18 protein-coding genes and 3 pseudogenes are annotated in these 18,203 nt (G+C 70.1%); 12 read left to right on the forward strand and 9 right to left on the reverse strand.

Annotation, left to right across the window (positions count from 1 at the left end; translation table 11 throughout):
- Nucleotides 1-217: 217 nt before the first annotated feature.
- Complete coding sequence (locus ACVCAH_RS29730) at nt 218-1,420, reverse strand: Acg family FMN-binding oxidoreductase (protein ID WP_447139546.1); 1,203 nt, start codon at nt 1,418-1,420, stop codon at nt 218-220.
- Between the two features lie 517 nt (nt 1,421-1,937).
- Between ACVCAH_RS29730 and ACVCAH_RS29735 the strand changes: the two genes are divergently transcribed.
- On the forward strand, nt 1,938-2,621 hold the full coding sequence (locus ACVCAH_RS29735) for a hypothetical protein (RefSeq protein ID WP_447139547.1): 684 nt from the start codon (nt 1,938-1,940) through the stop codon (nt 2,619-2,621).
- On the opposite strand, the pseudogene ACVCAH_RS29740 reads toward ACVCAH_RS29735, so the two are convergent.
- The 3 genes and pseudogenes from ACVCAH_RS29740 to ACVCAH_RS29750 all read right to left on the reverse strand — a co-directional run.
- Nucleotides 2,607-2,822 (reverse strand): annotated as a pseudogene (locus ACVCAH_RS29740) (SPFH domain-containing protein); the annotation flags it as partial. The gene ACVCAH_RS29735 and the pseudogene ACVCAH_RS29740 overlap by 15 nt on opposite strands.
- 30 nt (nt 2,823-2,852) lie before the next feature.
- A pseudogene (locus ACVCAH_RS29745) lies at nt 2,853-3,212 on the reverse strand (DUF5994 family protein); the annotation flags it as partial.
- A 3-nt stretch (nt 3,213-3,215) separates the two neighbouring features.
- Nucleotides 3,216-3,653 (reverse strand): LapA family protein, encoded by a 438-nt coding sequence (locus ACVCAH_RS29750; protein WP_447139548.1) that lies wholly within the window; start codon nt 3,651-3,653, stop codon nt 3,216-3,218.
- A gap of 560 nt (nt 3,654-4,213) precedes the next feature.
- Between ACVCAH_RS29750 and ACVCAH_RS29755 the strand changes: the two genes are divergently transcribed.
- The 6 genes from ACVCAH_RS29755 (at nt 4,214) to ACVCAH_RS29780 (ending at nt 9,281) form a co-directional block, all read left to right on the forward strand.
- Nucleotides 4,214-4,945 carry a GAF and ANTAR domain-containing protein gene (locus tag ACVCAH_RS29755; RefSeq protein WP_447139549.1) on the forward strand — a complete coding sequence of 244 codons (732 nt, stop codon included), beginning with the start codon at nt 4,214-4,216 and terminating at the stop codon, nt 4,943-4,945.
- Nucleotides 4,946-5,040: 95 nt separating this feature from the next.
- Entirely contained in the window at nt 5,041-5,769 is a 729-nt protein-coding gene (locus tag ACVCAH_RS29760) for a GAF and ANTAR domain-containing protein (protein WP_447139586.1), read from the forward strand.
- 167 nt (nt 5,770-5,936) lie between these two features.
- Nucleotides 5,937-6,833: a SigB/SigF/SigG family RNA polymerase sigma factor gene (locus ACVCAH_RS29765; protein WP_447139550.1), complete on the forward strand. Its 897-nt coding sequence runs from the start codon at nt 5,937-5,939 to the stop codon at nt 6,831-6,833.
- A gap of 438 nt (nt 6,834-7,271) precedes the next feature.
- Nucleotides 7,272-7,604 (forward strand): lipopolysaccharide assembly protein LapA domain-containing protein, encoded by a 333-nt coding sequence (locus ACVCAH_RS29770; protein WP_447139551.1) that lies wholly within the window; start codon nt 7,272-7,274, stop codon nt 7,602-7,604.
- A gap of 20 nt (nt 7,605-7,624) precedes the next feature.
- A complete protein-coding gene (locus ACVCAH_RS29775) occupies nt 7,625-8,158 on the forward strand; it encodes a DUF5994 family protein (RefSeq protein WP_447139587.1) in 534 nt (177 codons plus the stop codon).
- Between the two features lie 622 nt (nt 8,159-8,780).
- Entirely contained in the window at nt 8,781-9,281 is a 501-nt protein-coding gene (locus ACVCAH_RS29780) for an inorganic diphosphatase (protein WP_447139552.1), read from the forward strand.
- A 177-nt stretch (nt 9,282-9,458) separates the two neighbouring features.
- Here ACVCAH_RS29780 and ACVCAH_RS29785 read toward each other — a convergent pair.
- Nucleotides 9,459-9,596 (reverse strand): annotated as a pseudogene (locus tag ACVCAH_RS29785) (IS256 family transposase); the annotation flags it as partial.
- Nucleotides 9,597-9,942: 346 nt separating this feature from the next.
- On the opposite strand from ACVCAH_RS29785, the gene ACVCAH_RS29790 reads away from it, so the two are divergent.
- The 3 genes from ACVCAH_RS29790 to ACVCAH_RS29800 all read left to right on the forward strand — a co-directional run bounded on the left by ACVCAH_RS29790 (nt 9,943) and on the right by ACVCAH_RS29800 (nt 12,304).
- A complete protein-coding gene (locus ACVCAH_RS29790) occupies nt 9,943-10,833 on the forward strand; it encodes a S41 family peptidase (protein ID WP_447139553.1) in 891 nt (296 codons plus the stop codon).
- A gap of 260 nt (nt 10,834-11,093) precedes the next feature.
- The gene (locus ACVCAH_RS29795) at nt 11,094-11,651 is read left to right on the forward strand and encodes a hypothetical protein (protein WP_447139554.1); all 558 of its coding nucleotides are present in this window, start codon (nt 11,094-11,096) and stop codon (nt 11,649-11,651) included.
- Entirely contained in the window at nt 11,600-12,304 is a 705-nt protein-coding gene (locus ACVCAH_RS29800) for a PucR family transcriptional regulator (protein WP_447139555.1), read from the forward strand. Before ACVCAH_RS29795 ends, ACVCAH_RS29800 begins: the two co-directional genes overlap by 52 nt.
- Before the next feature lie 228 nt (nt 12,305-12,532).
- Here ACVCAH_RS29800 and ACVCAH_RS29805 read toward each other — a convergent pair whose 3' ends face one another.
- The 4 genes from ACVCAH_RS29805 to ACVCAH_RS29820 form a co-directional block, all read right to left on the reverse strand.
- The gene (locus ACVCAH_RS29805) at nt 12,533-12,922 is read right to left on the reverse strand and encodes a universal stress protein (RefSeq protein WP_447139556.1); all 390 of its coding nucleotides are present in this window, start codon (nt 12,920-12,922) and stop codon (nt 12,533-12,535) included.
- On the reverse strand, nt 12,919-14,436 hold the full coding sequence (locus ACVCAH_RS29810) for a tripartite tricarboxylate transporter permease (protein ID WP_447139557.1): 1,518 nt from the start codon (nt 14,434-14,436) through the stop codon (nt 12,919-12,921). The genes ACVCAH_RS29805 and ACVCAH_RS29810 overlap by 4 nt, the downstream gene beginning before the upstream one ends.
- Before the next feature lie 8 nt (nt 14,437-14,444).
- The gene (locus tag ACVCAH_RS29815; protein WP_447139558.1) at nt 14,445-14,975 is read right to left on the reverse strand and encodes a tripartite tricarboxylate transporter TctB family protein; all 531 of its coding nucleotides are present in this window, start codon (nt 14,973-14,975) and stop codon (nt 14,445-14,447) included.
- A gap of 110 nt (nt 14,976-15,085) precedes the next feature.
- Entirely contained in the window at nt 15,086-16,096 is a 1,011-nt protein-coding gene (locus tag ACVCAH_RS29820) for a Bug family tripartite tricarboxylate transporter substrate binding protein (RefSeq protein ID WP_447139559.1), read from the reverse strand.
- Nucleotides 16,097-16,236: 140 nt separating this feature from the next.
- Between ACVCAH_RS29820 and ACVCAH_RS29825 the strand changes: the two genes are divergently transcribed.
- Together ACVCAH_RS29825 and kdgD are read left to right on the forward strand one after the other, a co-directional pair.
- Nucleotides 16,237-17,130, forward strand: a complete 894-nt coding sequence (locus ACVCAH_RS29825; RefSeq protein WP_447139560.1) for a LysR family transcriptional regulator — start codon at nt 16,237-16,239, stop codon at nt 17,128-17,130.
- Between the two features lie 131 nt (nt 17,131-17,261).
- Nucleotides 17,262-18,176: a 5-dehydro-4-deoxyglucarate dehydratase gene (kdgD, locus tag ACVCAH_RS29830; RefSeq protein WP_447139561.1), complete on the forward strand. Its 915-nt coding sequence runs from the start codon at nt 17,262-17,264 to the stop codon at nt 18,174-18,176.
- Nucleotides 18,177-18,203: the final 27 nt, after the last annotated feature.

Below are 18,203 nucleotides of genomic sequence, written 5' to 3' on the forward strand. Positions count from 1 at the left end.
AGCCGCCCGCACCCGGCTCCGCTGACGCTCCGCCGGGTGCTGCCACCTGCCCACTCCTTCACCGATTTTCGGGTCAGGGTGTCAGCACGGCAAGCGCCGCCAGCTCCGTCGCACTGGCTTCAACACCCGCGACGCCGCCGTCGCCGAACGCGGCCCGCCAGAGCGAGCCAGCTATCGCCACCCCTGCACCAACCGGCAGCAGGTAACCACCGCTCCATCAAAGCGGCGGGAACTCACAGGCGTTGTCCGGACGTACGGTGATCGGGCCGGTATTGGTTAGCGGGGTGTCGGGTGGTGATGCGGGGTCATGTCGGCCGCCACCCTTCGGGCCGGAGGGCCTGTCGACTTCAGCCGGGCCGGGACGGAATGCCTTCGGCGGCGGCCGGTCGATGCGCTGCTGGGCGGGCAGTCGCGGCGCGTGCGGCGGCCCCGCGGCGTCGGCGTCGAGCATCCCCAGACGCATAACCAGGTACGGATGACCGAGGTTGGCCACCAGCCGCCGCACCGACTGGCGGGTGCCGGCCATCTCGACGGCGGCGCTGAGCGGCAGGACGGACACCCCGAGCTCGACCGCGGTGAGCCAGGCCGACGACAGGGCCTCGCCCGCGCGCAGCCAGTCCCCTGGCTGGTCACTGGGACCGTAGAGCACCGCGTACCTGGCATTGCGGTCGTGCTCGGCGCTCAGGGGTAGGTCGCCGTGGGGGCCGAAGTCGCGGCCGGGCACGGTCGTCTGCGGAGCACGGAGGGGGATCGCGTCGTCGGGAACACCGACGCCACCTGGTCGGGTGCCACCAATCCAGTACGCCAGCTCCGCCCGCCACGCCGGATCGGCGGTCTCCGCCTGATGGGCGTGGCTGGCTGCGGCGGCGAGGTCCAGCACCTGGTCCGGTCGCAGGATGTGCAGCCACGCTCCTTCGGCCTGCACCGCGGCGGTGATGCCGCGCAGGTCGTCGGGTCCGACCGCCGGGCCGGTGACGGGACGGCGATCGGTGTGGCGCAGCCGGATGGTGTGCGTACGGCGGACCGCCCGCAGCTCGACCGGCGCCCGCCCGACGACGCGTAGCTGCGCGAGATGGTCGGGGTCGGTCGGATCCGGCATCCGGGTCACGATGGCGCGCCAGCCCTGGGCCGCCAGGGCGATCCGGGCGTGCTGCAGAGCTGCCCCGCAGCTCAGCGTCGCGAGCCGGCTGCCAGGGTCCGTGACGGCGAGCGCCCGGGCGCGATCGGCGAAGAGGTCCAACCGGGTCCCGCCCACCCTCCACCGCCATGGCTGAGTGTTGTGGATCGACGGCGCGTAGCCCGCCACGGTTGCTGCTCCGACCAGCGCCTGGATCACGGCCCGAGCGTCGGTCGGCTGAGTCTGCGTCGGCACGACAGCATCCCTTCGTGGATCTCTATGTCGTCTGGCGATGCCGGTCACGCACCTCGCTCGGCTGATGACGGGCGCGGCCCGAGGCCCAGCGGTTGGCGGCATCGGTTCATCGCGACCGGCGAGGCCGGCGGCAGGAGTGGTCCGCGACGTAGCGCCGCGATTGCTTCCCAGAACGGGGATCGGGCCGTCATCGGGGCCTCAACCAGGACCGGTGGTGGACAGTCAGCCACCGGGGTCCCGAGCGACACCCGCAGCCTACGCTCCCACACCGCCGGCGGCGATCATCGGGTCGAACCCGCTTCCCCACCAGCCCGGCTGATTCGCCCCGGTCAATGCGAAGCCTTTCCCGCTGACGGCGCGTATGGTGAGGGTGTTGCTCGGGCCCCCGGTGGCTGACCGCCCGCCGCCGTCGATCCGCCCCGCGAGCCGACCAGATCCCGTTGCTGTCGCACCGCGCTGCGCGGGGGCCGGCCGACCGGTTGTGGCACCGATTCGCCGGCCCGACCACGTGACCCCACCCACGGCCGTTCCCGTCGTGGGACTGCTCGACGAGCATCGAAGGATCGTGAGCGCGATGGCCTACATCGCCAAGGACCACAACAGCACCGTACGCACTACCGTGCCGAGCGCCGGGCTGGCGCCGCTGGTGCCGGACGTTACCGGGCACCACCCCGCTAGGGAGCAGGTCAGGCCGATCGGTACCACCACCGACGGTGGCCGTGCATCGGCGCCGGCCCCCAGGGTCGAGGTCGGCCCACACCTGAGCGCGGCGGTCCGGTATCTGCTCGCGGGCATCCGGCTCGCGTTGGGCTGGATCTTCCTGTGGGCGTTCCTGGACAAGATGTTCGGCCTGGGGCACGAGACGACCGCCGCGAAGTCCTGGGTCAACGGTGGTAGCCCGACGGAGGGGTTCCTGGGTTCCGCCGCCAAGGGCCCGTTCATGGGCTTCTACCACTCGATCGCCGGTGCCGGCCTGATCGACCTGCTGTTCATGGGCGCTCTGCTCGCCATCGGCGGGGCGTTGATCCTGGGTGTCGCGATGCGGCTGGCAGCCGGTGGCGGCGCGCTGCTGACCTTCATGATGTGGACCGCGCTCCTCCCGCCGGCCAGCAATCCGTTCATGGACGACCACCTCATCTATGCCGCCGTGCTGATCGTCCTGGCCCTGCTGGGCGCCGGCAGCACCCTCGGCCTGGGCGCCATCTGGGCCCAGATCCCGTTGGTACGACGCACCGCCTGGCTGAAGTAGGACCGGCCGGTCCCCACGAGCCAACGCGGCAACAGCCTGATATTCGCCGTCCGCGGCGATGACCCGGGCGCGGCGTTCGCGTTCGGCCTCCGCCTGGCGGGACATGGACCGCTTCATGGATTCGGGCAGAGCGACGTCCTTGACCTCGACACGTTCGACCTTCACACCCCACGGTCCTTCCGTGGGTTTGTCGATGATGCTGAGGTTGGCCAGATCGGCGGCGGTGGCCATGGCCCGCTCGGCCGCCGTGGGTGTCGTGCCGGGTGGCACGACGAGCAGGTCGACCTGGTCGTCGCGGCCGGTGGTGGCGACCAGCAGGGCGGGGTCGAGGGTGTTGAACCAGCCGATCCGGACCACGTCCGGTCCGACCGCCAACCGGCGGATCCGGCTGTCCCAGGTGTGGATGTTGAGCATGATGTGCCGGATCCGGCCATGCCGTTCGGTCAGGGCGAGGACGAGGCCGGGGAGTTCGGCCACCGGGTCCCAGGAACGGGGCCACCATCCGCCGTCCAGGACCGTCCGGCCCCTGGTGGGAGCGAGGGACAGTCTGGGCCGGGAGGGCGGCGACGGGGGGATCACGGTGGTGGGCATGGCTCACCTGTCCTGGCGGTACGTACGCGGCGGCGTAACGCGGGCGGTGCCGGTCACCGTCGGGGAGAGCGGACCGGGCCTGGGTCGGGCGTCGGGGTTTCCGGCGGGACGGCGTTGGAGCATCCGGAGTTGCACGATGCGGGCGGTGCCGGGGAGGGCGACGAGCAGGATCCCGAAGACCGCGGCCAGCAGCAGGGCCACGCCCATGGGCAGGTGTCCGTGCGCGCCGAGGAACGACACCTCGGCACGCTGGCCGTTCTGCAGTACGAAGATCAGGAGCAGCAGGAGCACGAACGCGAACACCACTGCGGCGACCCACAGGCCGCCGATCCGCGAGCGTGTCGTCGCCGGTCGGTCCGGCGTGGGGCGGGAAGCGGTGTCGGTGCCGTCGTGGCCGTTGATCGGGGGAGCCGGATCAAGATGGTTCTGCGGTGCGGTCATCACAAACCGCCGCCTTCCAAGGAGCAGTTGACATGCCTGACTTGCCGTGGGGAGCCAGCGCAGGCATGGGCGATGGCGGGCGTGTGACGCGGTGTCCGAGTCCGGAACGCCGGTGCGACGGGATGGGCCGGGCCCAGGGGGCGCACGAGGAGGCCGGCGACGTGACCAGTTGATGTCGCGCGTCGGGCGGCCAACACGGGGGACCTCGATCGGTGGGGTGCGTCCGCCGGCGGCGAACTGTCAGCCACCGGGGTCCCGAGCGACAACTATCATCGTACGCTTCTGCGTGCCTGCCGGCGATCATCGGCTACCGCCTTCGCGGTCCACGCCGACGGGTGACAGACCGCGCAGGGGCGCCGCTCAGGAGTACGGTGTGAGCGTCGCCCCGGATCCCGGTGGCCGCAGGGCGGATGTCCGCTGAGGACGATCGGGTCGGAGCCAGCTGTGGACGAGCGAACCAGGGCCACGCGTCTCCGCTTCCGAGTTGTCTCCCCGGTGAGCGCGCAGCGGCTTCCCGGCTCGAATCGCGGTGGCGGGACCGCCGCCGGTGCGGCGGATCGATGAAGTCCGCACGCAGGACCCGGCTGTGGACCCTGGTCGTCGACGTGGCCCGCGGTGGGACGGTCGCGGTCGACCACGTCTGCGCCGCGTCGGTCTCGGCCACCGGGGTCGACTCCGCGGCCGTCGCGGTGACGCTGCGCGCCACCCCGCGCGAGGTGCTGTGCGCCAGTCACCGGACCGCCTCGGATCTGGAGGAGCTGACCCTGACCCTCGGTGAGGGTCCGTGCGTGGACGCCAGCTCCGGCGGTCCCGATCTGGTCGCCGATCTGGCGGCGCCGGAGTGTCTGGCCCGCTGGCCGGCGTTCGCTCCGGCGGCGGTGCTCGCCGGGGTCCACGCGGTGTTCGCGCTGCCGCTCCAGGTCGGCGGGATCCGTCTCGGCGTGCTGGACCTCTACCGCGCGCGGGCCGGCGGCCTCGACGGCGAGCAGTTGGCCGACGCGCTGGTGTTGGCGGACACGGCATGCGCGGTACTGCTGGACGGCGGGTGGCGCCACCGGTCGGCCCAGGACGAGGGTTGGCCGGAGCAGGCCGGTCTGCAGCATCCCGAGGTGCACCAGGCCACCGGGATGATCACGGTCCAGCTGGGGGTGACCGCGGCGGTGGCCCTCATCCGGTTACGCGCCTTCGCCTACTCCCACGGCCGGCGGCTGCGGGATGTGGCAGGTGACGTGGTTGCCCGCCGGCTGCGTTTCGACTCCACCGACGACGCGTGCGACGGCGGGACCGGGTGAGAGACGGAACCCGGTCGTCGAGGGGCGGCGGCGCCGACCACGGCCCCGTACCGCCGGAGAGCCGGCGGGACTATCGTACGACGAGGGTGAGTGACATGGCCGAGATCCAGTTGTCCGACGTGTTCGTGGAAATGGCCGACACACTCGTCGACGACTTCGACGTGATCGAGTTCCTGCACGTGCTCACCGAGCGGTGTGTCCAGCTGCTGGGCGTCTCGGCGGCCGGGCTGCTGCTGACCGACCAGCAGGACACCCTGCAGGTGGTGGCCGCCTCCTCCGAACGCACGCGGCTGCTGGAGCTGTTCCAGCTGCAGACCGCCCAGGGGCCGTGTTTGGACTGCTTCCGCACCGGCCGGCCGGTGTCGGTGGTCGACCTGCCCGCCGCCGGCCGGTGGCCGCGGTTCACCGCCGCCGCGGCCGAGGTCGGTTTCGCCGCGGTACACGCCCTACCCATGCGCCTACGCTCCGAGGTCATCGGCGCGCTGAACCTCTTCGACACCCACCCGGGCGCACTCGACGAAGGCAAACTCCGCATCGGCCAGACCCTGGCCGACGTGGCCACCATCGGCCTGCTCCAGCAACGCGCCATCCACCGCCGCGACATCCTCACCGAACAACTGCAGACCGCACTCAACAGCCGCGTCCTGATCGAGCAGGCCAAGGGTGTGCTCGCCGAGCGCCTCCACGTCGACGTGGGCGAGGCCTTCGCGCTGCTGCGCGACGGCGCCCGCAGGCACAACCGACGGCTGTCCGACCTGGCTCAGGCGATCGTCGACGGTTCCGAGCAGCTCACACCGGGGGCGGCAGCCAGGCAACTCGGCTGACCGTTGGCTCAGGCCGATGCCGTTGGAGCGGCTTCTTCCGCTGGTCGGGTCCCGCCGGACAAATTACGCGATGCTCGCCGGGGCGATAGGGCGTACGGTGATGGTGTCGCCCGGGCCCCCGGTGGCCGTCAGTCTCGCCGCCGCCAGCCCGTGAGGGGCGTTCAACAATGGTCATCCCCAGCACGACCGCGAGCACCTTTTCCCCCCTCCCGCCGCCGAGTGAGCTGTCGGCGACCCGCGAACAGCTGTTCCGTCGACTTGCCGCGCTGACCTGCGACCATCCCGAGCACGCGAGGCTCCGGGCCCGGATCATCGAGGCTGACCTGCCGATGGCCAGCCGACTGGCTCGCCGATACACCGGACGCGGAGAGCCCTACGACGACCTGGCGCAGGTCGCGGCTCTCGCCCTGGTTAAGGCCGTCGATGGCTTCGACGTCAGCCGAGGTGTGCCGTTCTCCGGCTACGCGGTCCCGACCATCCTCGGCGCCCTCCGCAGGCACTTCCGCGACACGACATGGGCGATGCGGGTACCGCGCCGAGCCCAGGAGCTGAACAGCATGGTGCGAGCCGCCACGGGCGAACTCACGCAGCGGCAGCGCCACCACCCGACCACCGCGGAACTCGCCGACCACCTGGAAGTGAGCGTCGACGAGGTCCTGGCCGTCCTCACCGCATCGCAGGCCTACCGCTTGGCGTCCCTGAACGCGCCCCACCGCGGTGCCGGCGACGTCGAGGCCATCGAACTCATCGGCGCCGTCGATCCCGGCTACGCGGGCGTGGACGATCACCTGACACTACTGCCGTTACTCGCCGCACTTCCCTCGCGTGAGCGTCGGATTCTCACCATGTCGTTCTACCGCCACATGACCCAGGCGCGGATCGCCACCGAAGTCGGAATATCGCAAATGCACGTGTCCCGGCTGCTGAAGCGTTCCCTGGCCCAGCTTAGGGCCGAAATGCCCAGTTGGCGGGCCGCCGTCTCGGTCGCATCCGGTCGCCCGGAGGAGAGCGTCAAACCATCACGGGAGGACCTCGATGACAGTTGGTCCGTCCGTCACGACTGAGTCCTCCGTCATCCGCACAGGGGGATCCATCCCGGTGCGGCTGGGCGCACGGTTGAAGCGGGCCGTCGAACGGCGCTCGGGTCGGGTGTGGGTGATCCTGCTCGTGACCGTCCTGCTCCTGCCGTTGCTGTTGACGACACTGTTAGGTGGCCGCTGACCAGGTACTGACGGGCTACCGCAGCGACCCGGTCGGGAAGCGGGGGCCAGGCTGTTCCACCTGCAGGAGTGTTTGCCCGGAGCGGCAGGTCCGACATCTCGGGCGTACGGAATAGCCCGGGCAAAGAGTAGGCTGAGGATGTCGTTCTGGCCCTCGGCGGCTCCGGTTCGCGGACTTTGCGCACCACCGTCGAGATGAGGTCCACAATGGCCAGGTTCATCAGGCCCGCCCGTTCAACCAACGGTCAGTCCGGACCCGAGATCAACAACCGACGCCGCCCTGTGCCGCGTGTCCGCGCCGGGGGTGCGCTGGTCGAGTTCGCGGCGTCCGCCGTGGTGCTGCTCCTGCTACTGATCTTCATCCTCCAGAACGGTCAGCGTACGGACGTGCACTTCTTCGGCGCGCGGGGGCAACTGCCGGTGGGAGTGGCGCTGCTGCTCGCCGCGGTGTTCGGCGTGCTGCTGGTGACCATGCAGGCCACCATGCGGCGCATCATCCAGCTGCGGCTGCTGACCCGCAGGCACGGCACCCCGTACACCACCGCCACCATCACCCGTCCAGACCCCACCGGCACCGACCCGGGCGCCGGCGTACCGGAGGGACGGATCTCATGATCCGCTCTGCCGAGGACCGCATGACGTGGGTCTGCACCCGGGAACCGCCAACAGCACGCCTGCGGCTGGCCGACTCCCCGTCCAGCCGGGTGATTCTCGACGGCGGTTGGTGGCCAGCCTCACGCGACCCGGTCGTCGAACTGTGCGGCCTGGTCATCGCGCTCACCGCCCAGCGCGGCGGCGTGATCGAGCGGATCATGCTGCAGCCGGCGGCCTGGGACAGGCATCCCTGCCGGATCGGAGTCGGCGGCACCACGGTGCGGGTGGGCTGGTTCACCAGCCTCGGGGCCGCGCTGGTGATCGTCACAGGCCCGCGGGATCTGCGGATCGACCTGGCCGTGATACCGCCGGAGACTGCGTACGCTGTGGCGACGGCCGCCATGCTGGCCGCTTCCCGCCCCGGCAACACCACCCGGGCCGCCGATATCCTGCCCACACCGCCCATTCCTCGCTCGCGACGGTTGGCACGACACAGCGACGACGTAGGCGTCTGGGAGAGCGAAGGCGGCCACCTTCACCCCGATCGACAACCCACAGCGCCGGCCCGGACCTGAACGCTCCGGCCGGCCCGGGCCGACCGGGACCGGGCGATCTCCTACGACACGCTGGAGGACCTGGCCGAGCTGCTGCACCAGGTGCTGGCGCCGCTGCGGGCGCCGGTGCCGGTCGGTCCAGCCGCGGCGCAATGATTCCGCCGACGGCTGTAAGGACCCTCACGACTCGCGTTTCTACGGCCAGGAAAGACAGACCCGGATCCCGGCCTGTCCCAGATGCAGGTGTCCCGCCTACTGAGGCAGTACCTTGCCCGGCTTACGGGCCGAAATGCCCGGCTGATGTCTCGTCCCTCGCATACCGGACACGCCGCCGCCGCGCCGGCCGCATCCGGGGGCTGCTCTTGGTCCTCGCCCTGCTCCTACCTTTGTTGATCATCTCGCTCCCGGGCGAACTGACCTAACCGCCCAGCGGTCCCGGGTCGGTCGGATCCGGCGGTCCCCAACCGCGGCGGAACGCTTTCGCATGCCTGCTTTCGCCCCCGCCGAACCAGCCGTTACAGCTACTGGCCCGCCGCGTTGTTGTCGGTGTTCGACGCTCGCACGGCAGCGAGATCGGCGTGTTCATCACCGACCAGGCCGATAGCCGGTCACCGACTGAAGGTCCGAAGGGCGGAGCAGCCGCATGGAGTTCGACGTCACCATCGAGATCCCCAAGGGAACACGCAACAAGTACGAGATGGACCGCCAGACCGGCCGGATCCGACTGGACCGCACCCTGTTCACCGCGACTCAGTACCCGGCCGACTACGGCTTCATCGAAGACACCCTCGGCGAAGACACCGACCCCCTCGACGCGCTGGTGCTGGTACAGGAACCGACCTTTCCCGGCTGCCTCATCCGATGCCGGGCCATCGGCATGTTCCGCATGCGGGACGAGAAGGGGCCCGACCCGAAGGTCCTGTGCGTGCCCACGGCTGACCCCCGCCTCGCGCACCTGGGCGACATCACGGACCTGGAACACTTCCACAAGCTGGAGATCAAACACTTCTTCGACGTGTACAAGGACCTGGAGCCGGGCAAGAGCGTCGACGTCGAACGCGGGATCTGGGCCGGCCGGACCGAAGCCGAGGCGGAGATCAGACGCTCACAGGAACGCGCCCGCCAGCCGACCTCTGCCAGATGACCACGCCAGGCCGAGCCCCCGGAACCCTCGTCCGCCCACTCGCCGTCCGGCCGGGCGTCTGGTAGCGCCGTTCAGGTATGCCGGACGGGTGGCGGAGTAGGCTCAGGGAAGCGTTTGCTCCAGACCCCGGCGGCGTGCTTGAGCGTCGATTGCCGGGAGGATTCGTGAGCAGCATCGATCGTGCTTGTCGTAGCCGACGTGGTCGGTGATCTCGCCGTCCAGCGCAGACTCCAGGACCCGCTTGGTGAGCTGCTGCAGCAGCCCACCCTCGCCGGTGAGCTTCAACCCGTCCCCACGAGCCCGATCGACCAGCATCGCGATCAACTGCTCATCCGTGACCGCACCCACCGACCCGCCGGCCGGCTCCTGCCCTGAGGTGATCTCGGTCGTCATCTGGCGTCTCTCCCTTGATCGGTCGATCAGCCGTTATTTGTACAGTCCCGGCGCCGCCCCGGGCAGGGGTCGTTTGACCGGGCGGGGGCTGACGTAGGCGCCGGTGCAGCGGATCTCGAGTCTCTCGGCGCGTGACTCGACTGCAAAATCCGTTGTTGCTCCCCGCTGCTGGCCGGTAGTTTGCCCGCCGATGAGGAACGCAGACACGGTTACTGGGGCCTTGGCCCGGATCACTGCCCACTACGTCTTTCCCGAACGAGCCGCCGAGATGACGACCGTCGTGCGGCGGCATCTCGATGATGGTCGGTACGACGAGCTCTCGGGTCCGCAGTTGTGCGCCACGCTCACGGATGATCTTCAATCGGTTTGCGCCGACCGTCACCTGCGTCTGATCTGGCACGAGCGGAGCCGTCCCGCCTGGGATCGGGCTGACGACGACGCCGGTGAGGTGGAGGCACGGCGGGAGCGGTACCGGCTCAATGCCGAGGGCATCCATAGGGTCGAGCGCCTCGCGGGTAACGTCGGGCTGATTGAGATGCGCGGCGTGGGCGATCCGGCCTGGACCGCCTCGGCGTACGCGGCTGCGATGCAGCTCGTCGCGCATACGCACGCGCTGATCTTGGACCTCCGCCGCAACAGCGGCGGGACACCCGATTCGGTGGCCCTGTTCTGCAGTTACTTCCTGCCCGACAAGCCCGTGCACCTCAACGACGTCTACGACGGCACGACCCGACGCATCCGCCAGTTCTGGACACTGCCTCACCTTCCCGCTCCGCGTTACCTCGACCGGCCGGTCCTTGTGCTGACCAGTGCGCAGACGTTCTCCGCTGGTGAGGAGATCTGCTACAACCTGCAGGCGCAGTGTCGGGCGACGCTGATCGGCGAGACCACTCGCGGTGGCGCGCACCCGTCGGACACCTACCAGGTGAATCCGCACATCGACGTCCGAGTGCCATGCGCCCGCTCGATAAACCCCGTGACCGGCACGAATTGGGAAGGCACTGGCGTAAAGCCGGACCTGTCGTGCTCCGCGGAAAACGCATGGGACATTGCGTACCGGGAGACGCTGCGCCACGTGCTCGCCGCCACGGTTGACGCCGACAACGAGCATCAGCTGGCGGTACGCGTCGAAGCCGAGCGGGCACTGGCCGATCTGTAGCACCCCAGGCAGGATCTCGTGCTACTCCTGAGTGAGATCGCAAGACTCAATGGGACAATCAGCGCCGACTGGAGCCCACCGCTCGCCGACACTGCTGCTGCCGCCTGGGGTATCCGCCGGGCTCGGCACGATTCTGGCGGTCCAGCGCGAGTCACGTCTTCGTCGTCTTGAACAAGGACGGCACAGACCGCGAGGCCTTCCTCCGGCTTGTACCGGCGCACCTCTTCCGTCGCGCCGACGTCAAGACCATTACCGTCCTGATGGCCCGTCTCGCCGACCGAGGGCTGGCGATAGCGGGTGCACTCCCGTCGTCAGACGGCCAGGTCGACGACATCGCCCGCGCTCTGGTCGGCGACGTGTGGCGTCAGTTGCCCGGCTATGACGACGACCGGATGGAGCTGGACGACCTGGCAAGCGTCATCATCCCGAACATCACAGCCCTGCTGCTCGCTGTTGCCGAGCGGCGCACCCCGCAGCAGGAGGAGCTGACCACCGCCGCGGAGATGGGGGAGCGGCGCGCGATCCAGGGCGTGCCGATCGAGGCCGTCGTGACCTCCTGGCACAAGGCCGAGCGGGAGGTCCTCTTCCGGATAGCGACCCTCGGTCCGCCGCTCCCGGCCGAGGAACATCGCCACGTGGCACGCCAGCTCGCGACGGCGATCGACGCGCTGACCGCCGCGTCGACGGAGGCCTACCGGCGTACCCGGACCGAGGTGGCGGCGCACCTGGAGCAGATCGCCACCGACCTCGTGTCGCGGCTGACCGGGTGCGGAGCCCCTGGACCCCGTGGGCCATCGAGGACCGGGCACGGCTGGTAGGAGTTGCCGTTCAGGAGGAGCAACGGGCACTGGCCGTACGGGTGGTCCGTGACGACGACCCCCACCGCCTGGCACGGGCTCAGCGGCTGGTGCTCGACGCCATCAGACCGAAGCTGCACAGCCGGACAGTGGTCGGATCGCGCGGAGACGCCATCGTCATCGTCACGCCGGAGGTCCCCGGGCTGACGGACATCCTCACCCCCGTCATGCAACGCTCGAAGCACGACACCTTCGTCGTGGGCGTCGGCCTACCCCGGCCCCGCTTCGGGGAAGTCGCCGGCTCGTGCCGCGAGGCCGTAGCCGCTCTCGAAGTCCGGCGCCGGCGTCCGTCCGGCCCGGCCGTCGTCGAGTTCGCCACCGTCGCGGCCGACGTGCTCCTGCTGGAGAACCCGCTCGACTCACTGCAGGTGATTCGCAGCGCGCTCGGCCCGATCCTTGCCCGGCCGCAGCTGATCGAAACGTTGGCGACCTACCTGCGGTGCGGCCTGTCCACCCGAGCCACCGCCGCAGCGCTCGAGGTGCACGAAAACACGGTGACCTACCGCATGCGCCAGATCACCGAGGCGCTGCGGGTATCCGGCCCGTCGGAGCTCGTGCGTGCCGATGTCCTGATGGCGCTGCGTGAACTCGGGGCCTTCGCGCCTCTCCTGTGACCGATCGCGCGTGGGCGCGAGAGCCTGCCATGCCCGGCTCCGCCTCCCGATCAGCCGTGGCCACCGGCCGAGGCAATCCTCCCGGTACGTCCGAGGGCCCGACGGCATGTGTAGCGGCTGCGGCGTGGTGGTCTCCGCTGGCCCCGATGAGGCGTCGTTTTCAAGTTATGCCTGAAGAGTTCACGGATGTCCTGTTGCTCTGCTTCAGGGAGGAAGGGATGGCCGATGTCAGGGCTTGACGGCGAGAACGGGCCGGTCGGCGTCGAGCAGGATGCGCTGCGCCGCGCTGCCCATGATCAGCTTGCCAACCGGTGAGCGGCGGCGCAGACCGACGACGATCACCGAGGCGTCGACCGCGTTGGCGACGCGGACGACCTCGTCGGCGAGGTCGCCGGCGTGCGCCTCCTGGTGGATCTCGACGTCGACGCCGGCCGCCGTCGCACGCTCGATCAGATCCGCGACGGTCGCTTCGCTCGCGACGTCCGCGCTGACCGGCGCACCCTCGCGAGGGGTGTTGAGGACCAGCAGTCGTTCCTGGCGGCGTCCGGCCTCCTCGACGGCCGCCGTGAAAGCGGCGTTCCCTTCGGGCGTGGGGACGTAGGCGACGAGAACTGTCACACGAGCTCCTTAGCGTTGTCTGGTTTGGACGTGGCGGGCCGGCGGGCCAGCGCGGACCGGATCGGCGGGAGCAGAGCCACGAGCAGGAACAGGGCGAGGAGGGTCCCGGAGATCGGCCGGGTGAAGAAGCCGGTCGCGTTGCCGTCGAAGATCAGCAGTGAGCGGCGCAGCGAGTCCTCCAACAGTGAGCCCAGCACGAAGGCCAGCACCAGCGGGCCGGGGTCGAAGCCGAACTTCTTCATCAGGTACCCGAGGGCACCGAAGACGATCACGAGCACGATGTCGAAGACGTCGTTGTTCACCGTGTAGACGCCGACCAGCGTGATCAGCACCGTGATGGGCGCGAGGATCGTGGCCCGTACCCTCAGGATCTTCACGAACAGGCCGACCAGCGGGATGCTCATGATCAGCAACAGGATGTTGCCGATGTACATCGAGTTGACCACGCCCCAGAACAGCTCGGGCTCCTGGCTGACCAGCTGAGGGCCGGGACTCACGCCCTGGATCAGCAGCGCGCCGAAGATGACCGCCATCGTCGCGTTGGCCGGGATGCCGAGCGTCAGTAGCGGGATGAACGACGAGGTCGCGGCCGCGTTGTTCGCCGTTTCCGGGGCGGCGACGCCCTCGACGGCGCCCTTGCCGAACCGCTCGGGGTTCTTGGACCGTCGCTTCTCCAGCGCGTAGGCGGCCAGGGAGGACAGCGTGGCACCGCCGCCGGGCAGGATCCCCAGGACGAAGCCCAGGACGGATCCGCGCCCGATGGCCCCCGACGACTGGCGCAGGTCGGCGCGGGACGGCCACACGTTGGCCACGGTGGTGGGCGCCTGCACCGCGCGGTGGCGCTCCTCGAGGTTGTAGAGGATCTCGCCGAGGCCGAAGAGCCCCATGGCGATCGGGACGAAGTCCAGGCCGTCGGCGAGCGACAGGTTGTCGAAGGTGAACCGCTCGGCGCCGGTGAAGCTGTCCCGGCCGACGGTGGCCAGCAGCAGTCCGACGCAGGCGGCGATCACGGCCTTGAGCCGTCCGCCGCTGCTCACCGTGGCGACCAGGAGGATGCCGAGCAGCGCCAGGGCCGTGTACTCGGGTGGGCCGAAGTCCAGTGCGAAGCCTGCCACCACCGGGGCGACCAGCGTGAGGGCGATGATCGAGACCGTGCCGCCGATGAAGGAGCCGACGGCGGCGATGCCGAGGGCGGTGCCGGCCCGGCCCTGGCGGGCCAGCGCGTGGCCGTCGAAGACGGTCACCACCGAGGACGCCTCGCCGGGGAGCCGGAGGAGGACGGAGGTGATGGTGCCGCCGTACTGGGCCCCGTAGAAGATGCCGGCGAGCATGATCACCGCGGTCACCGGCTCGATGCCGAAGGTGACCGGGAGCAGGATCGCGATGGTCGCCGCCGGGCCGAGGCCGGGCAGGACGCCGATCAGCATGCCGATGACGACGCCGATGAGGCAGTAGAGCAGGTTGGTCGGTTCCAGAACGACGCCGAAGCCGTCGAGCACCGGGGCGAAGTCCACGGACGCTCCTAGAAGAGGTGCGGGATGGGGACCGCGAGGGCCGCCACGAAGACGAGATAGAAGGCGACCACCACGGCGATGCTTGTGACGATCGAGGTGCGCCAGCCCTCCCGGCCGAGGAACCGCAGCCAGACGAAGGCGAGCAGCGCGGCGGGGATCTCGAAGCCGATCGTCTCGATGACCGCGACGAAGACGACCATGGTGGCCAGGCCGGCGAGGACCAGCCAGCTTGCCCCGGAGAAGCGTTCGGCGTCCCTCGTGCGCCGGGCCGTGGCGAGCAGGGCGATGCCCAGCACGACCAGCGCGCCGCTGACCAGCAGCGGCCAGGTGCCGGACTCGGGGCTGCGGGCGGTCCCGAGTCCGAGGCGGGCGGAGCCGACGAGCGCGGCGATGCCGAGTGCGACGACTGCGGCAGCGGTGAGGACATTGCTCAGCTGGCCGGCGGCGGGGGGACGCCCCTCGTGCTCGGCCTCCTCGACCCGGTGGATCGCCTCCTCGAGGCTGAGCTCCTCGGGGCCGGGCTCGCCGGGCAGGGGCACGTCGATCGCGGTGCTCGGCGGGCCGGCCTCCCGAGCCCCCCGGGAAGCCCCGGCGGCCGGACGGCCGCCGGGGCTCCCCGGGGTACGGGTCCTCCCGTCGTTGCCAGAGGTCACTTCGCTCCACCGAGGTTGATGTTGTGCTTCTGGAGGACGCTGCGGTACTCCTCCAGGCTGCTGGTCCATTGCTTGCGCAGCTCCTCGCCGTCGACCTCGTTCGGGGTCAGCAGGTTGTCCTCGTTGAACTTCTTGTACGCCTCGGCCTGGAACGCCTTCTCGAACGACGTGCGGAGGGAGTCGACGACCTCCTTCGGCGTTCCCTTCGGGGCGAAGATCGCCCGCGACTGCTGGACCGGCACGTCGTGGCCCGCCTCCACCGCGGTGGGCGTGTCGGGCAGGTACGTCGGCCGCTTCTCGGCGAAGGTCACGATCGGGGTGAGCTTGCCCGCCTCGATCTGCTCGATCGCCTCGCCCAGCTGGATCGAGCCGACGTCCACCTGGCCGCCGAGGACCGCGGTGAGCGTGGGCGACCCGCCGTCGAACGGAACCGCCTTGGAGTCGATGCCGGCCTGCGCGAAGAGCAGCTCCTGCGAAAGCTGGCTGCCCGTGCCGACACCGGTGGTCCCGAAGGTGATCGGCCGCCCGGCCTTGGCCAGGTCGTCGACGGTCTTGAACCCGGACTTGGGCGCGGTCACGAGCACGTAGTCGTCCTGGCTGATGCCGGTGACGATCTCGTAGTCCGCGATGTCGGGCGCTTGGCCGTCGGCGACGGCCAGCGGGGTGATGTAGGCGAGGCTGCCGTTGTAGACCATCAGGGTGTGCCCGTCGGCCTTCTTGCCGGCCAGCTCCTTCGCGGCCAGCCCACCGTTGGCGCCTGGCTTGTTCTCCACGGTTACCGCGACGCCGAGATCGTCGGAGACCTGGTCGGCCAGCGCGCGGGCGATGAGGTCGGTGCTGCCGCCCGGGTCCTGGCCGACGAGGATCGTGATCGGCTTGTCACCCGGGAAGTCGCCGGAGGCATCGGAACCGCCGCCGACGTTGCCGCCGCAGGCGGCGAGCGAGAAGGCCAGGGCCAGCCCGGCGCCGCTCGTCGCCCACCGGCGCACGCGGTGGTTGATGGTCATGTCGTTCTCCTCTGCGAGAGGCCGTGTATTCCGGGCAGGGGCTCTGTGAGTCGGGTCACGGACGCGTGTTGACCGGAGCCTAGGAACCTCGCCTCATGCCTGTCCAAATCCAATGGAGCATCAATTGATACCTTCTTGACATGGCGTTCACGCTGGAGCAACTTCGCGGTTTCGTGGCTGTAGCCGACGAGCTGCATTTCGGTCGCGCGGCCACCCGACTGCAGATGACACAGCCCCCCTTGAGTCGTCAGATTCAAAAGCTGGAACGGGTGGTGGGTGCCCAACTGCTGGAGCGGGACAACCGGCGGGTCACCCTCACCGCGGCGGGCGCGGCGTTCCTGGTCGAGGCCCGCCGGCTGCTCATTCTCGCCGACACTGCCCCTGAGCTGGCCAGACGGGTGTCGTCCGGGGCCAGCGGCATGGTCCGGATCGGGTTCACGGCCGCCTCGGCGTACGGGGTCCTTGGCGAGCTGCTGAACGACCTGACCCGCGAGCTGCCCGACGTTGACGTCGACTTGGCCGAGATGGTGACCCGCGAGCAGGTCGCCGGCCTGCTCAAGGAGGAGGTCGATCTCGGGCTGGCCCGCCCGCCCTTCGACGAGGAGACCTTCGGCTCGCGGGTACTGCACCGGGAGGCGCTGCTCGTCGCCGCGCCGGTGGGTCACCGGCTGCTGGAGCTGGATCGGCCGGCGACGGCGGGGGACCTGGCGGGCGAACCGGTCGTCATGCATTCGCCGACCAAGGCGAAGTACTTCTACGACCTGGTCGCCGGCGTGGTGCCGATCGCCGCCGAGAACACCGTGCACACCGTGAGCCAGGTACTCACCATGCTCTGGCTGGTGGCGGCCGGCCGTGGTGTCGCGTTCGTCCCCGCGTCCGCCGCGCGGCTGCCGATCGAGGGGGTGGGGTTCGTCCGGCTGGAGACGCCCACGCCCGAGCCGGTCGAGCTCCACCTGCTGTGGGCGAGGAACTCGAAGAACCCCGCGCTGTGGCGGGCGCTCGCCGTGCTGGACCGGCGAGCCGACGGATCCTGATACCCCGCAGGTATCGCTCAATGCGGAAGTGCTCTTGGACATGCATCATTGCCGGTTCTTACCGTGATCGCGACCACCGTTCCGCCGCCGCCTGACTCCGGCGCGGACCCGGACCCAAGGACACGATCACCGTGACGCTGCTGCCCCCGGACGTTCTCGCTGACCGGCTGAAGTCGGGCCTGCTCTCGTTCCCGGTCACCCACTTCGATGCCGACCTGCAGTTCGACGAGGCCCGGTACCGCGAGCACCTGGCCTGGCAGGCGAGCTTCGACGTCGCCGGCCTGTTCGCCGCGGGCGGCACGGGCGAGGGGTTCTCGCTCACCTCTGCCGAGATCGACCGCGTCGTCCGGGTCGCCGTCGACGAGGTGGCCGGCAAGGTCCCCGTCATGGCGCCGGCCACCGGGGGCACCGCCGTCGCCGTCGCCCAGGCGCAGGCCGCCCAGGCCGCCGGCGCCTCCGGCCTGCTGCTGTTCCCGCCGTACCTCACCGAGGCCGGCCAGAAGGGCCTGGTCGAGCACATCGGTGCGGTGTGCCGGGCGACCGACCTGGGCGTCGTCGTCTACAGCCGCGCCAACGCCGTGCTCACCGACGCCGCCGTGGCCGAGATCGCCGACCGCAACCCCAACCTGATCGGACTCAAGGACGGCGTCGGCGACATCGAGCAGATGACGCGCACCTACGCCCGGGTCGGCGACCGGTTGATCTACGTCGGCGGGCTGCCGACGGCCGAGACGTTCGCGCTGCCGCTGCTCCAGCTCGGCGTGAGCACCTACTCCTCGGCGCTGTACAACTTCCTGCCCGAGTTCGCGCTCCGGTTCTACGCGGCCGTCCGCGCCCAGGACCGGCCGGCGGTCTACCGGATGCTGAACGACTTCGTGATCCCGTACCTGGACATCCGGGACCGGGCCAAGGGATACGCGGTCTCCATCGTCAAGGCCGGCCTGACCGCGGTCGGACGCGACGGCGGCCCGGTCCGGCCCCCGCTGTCGGACCTGACCGAAGCCGAGCTCGCCGAGCTGACCACCCTGATCGAGAAGACCTACTGACCAGGCCCACCCACACCAGCGAAAGGA

Source organism: Micromonospora sp. LZ34, assembly GCF_052981855.1.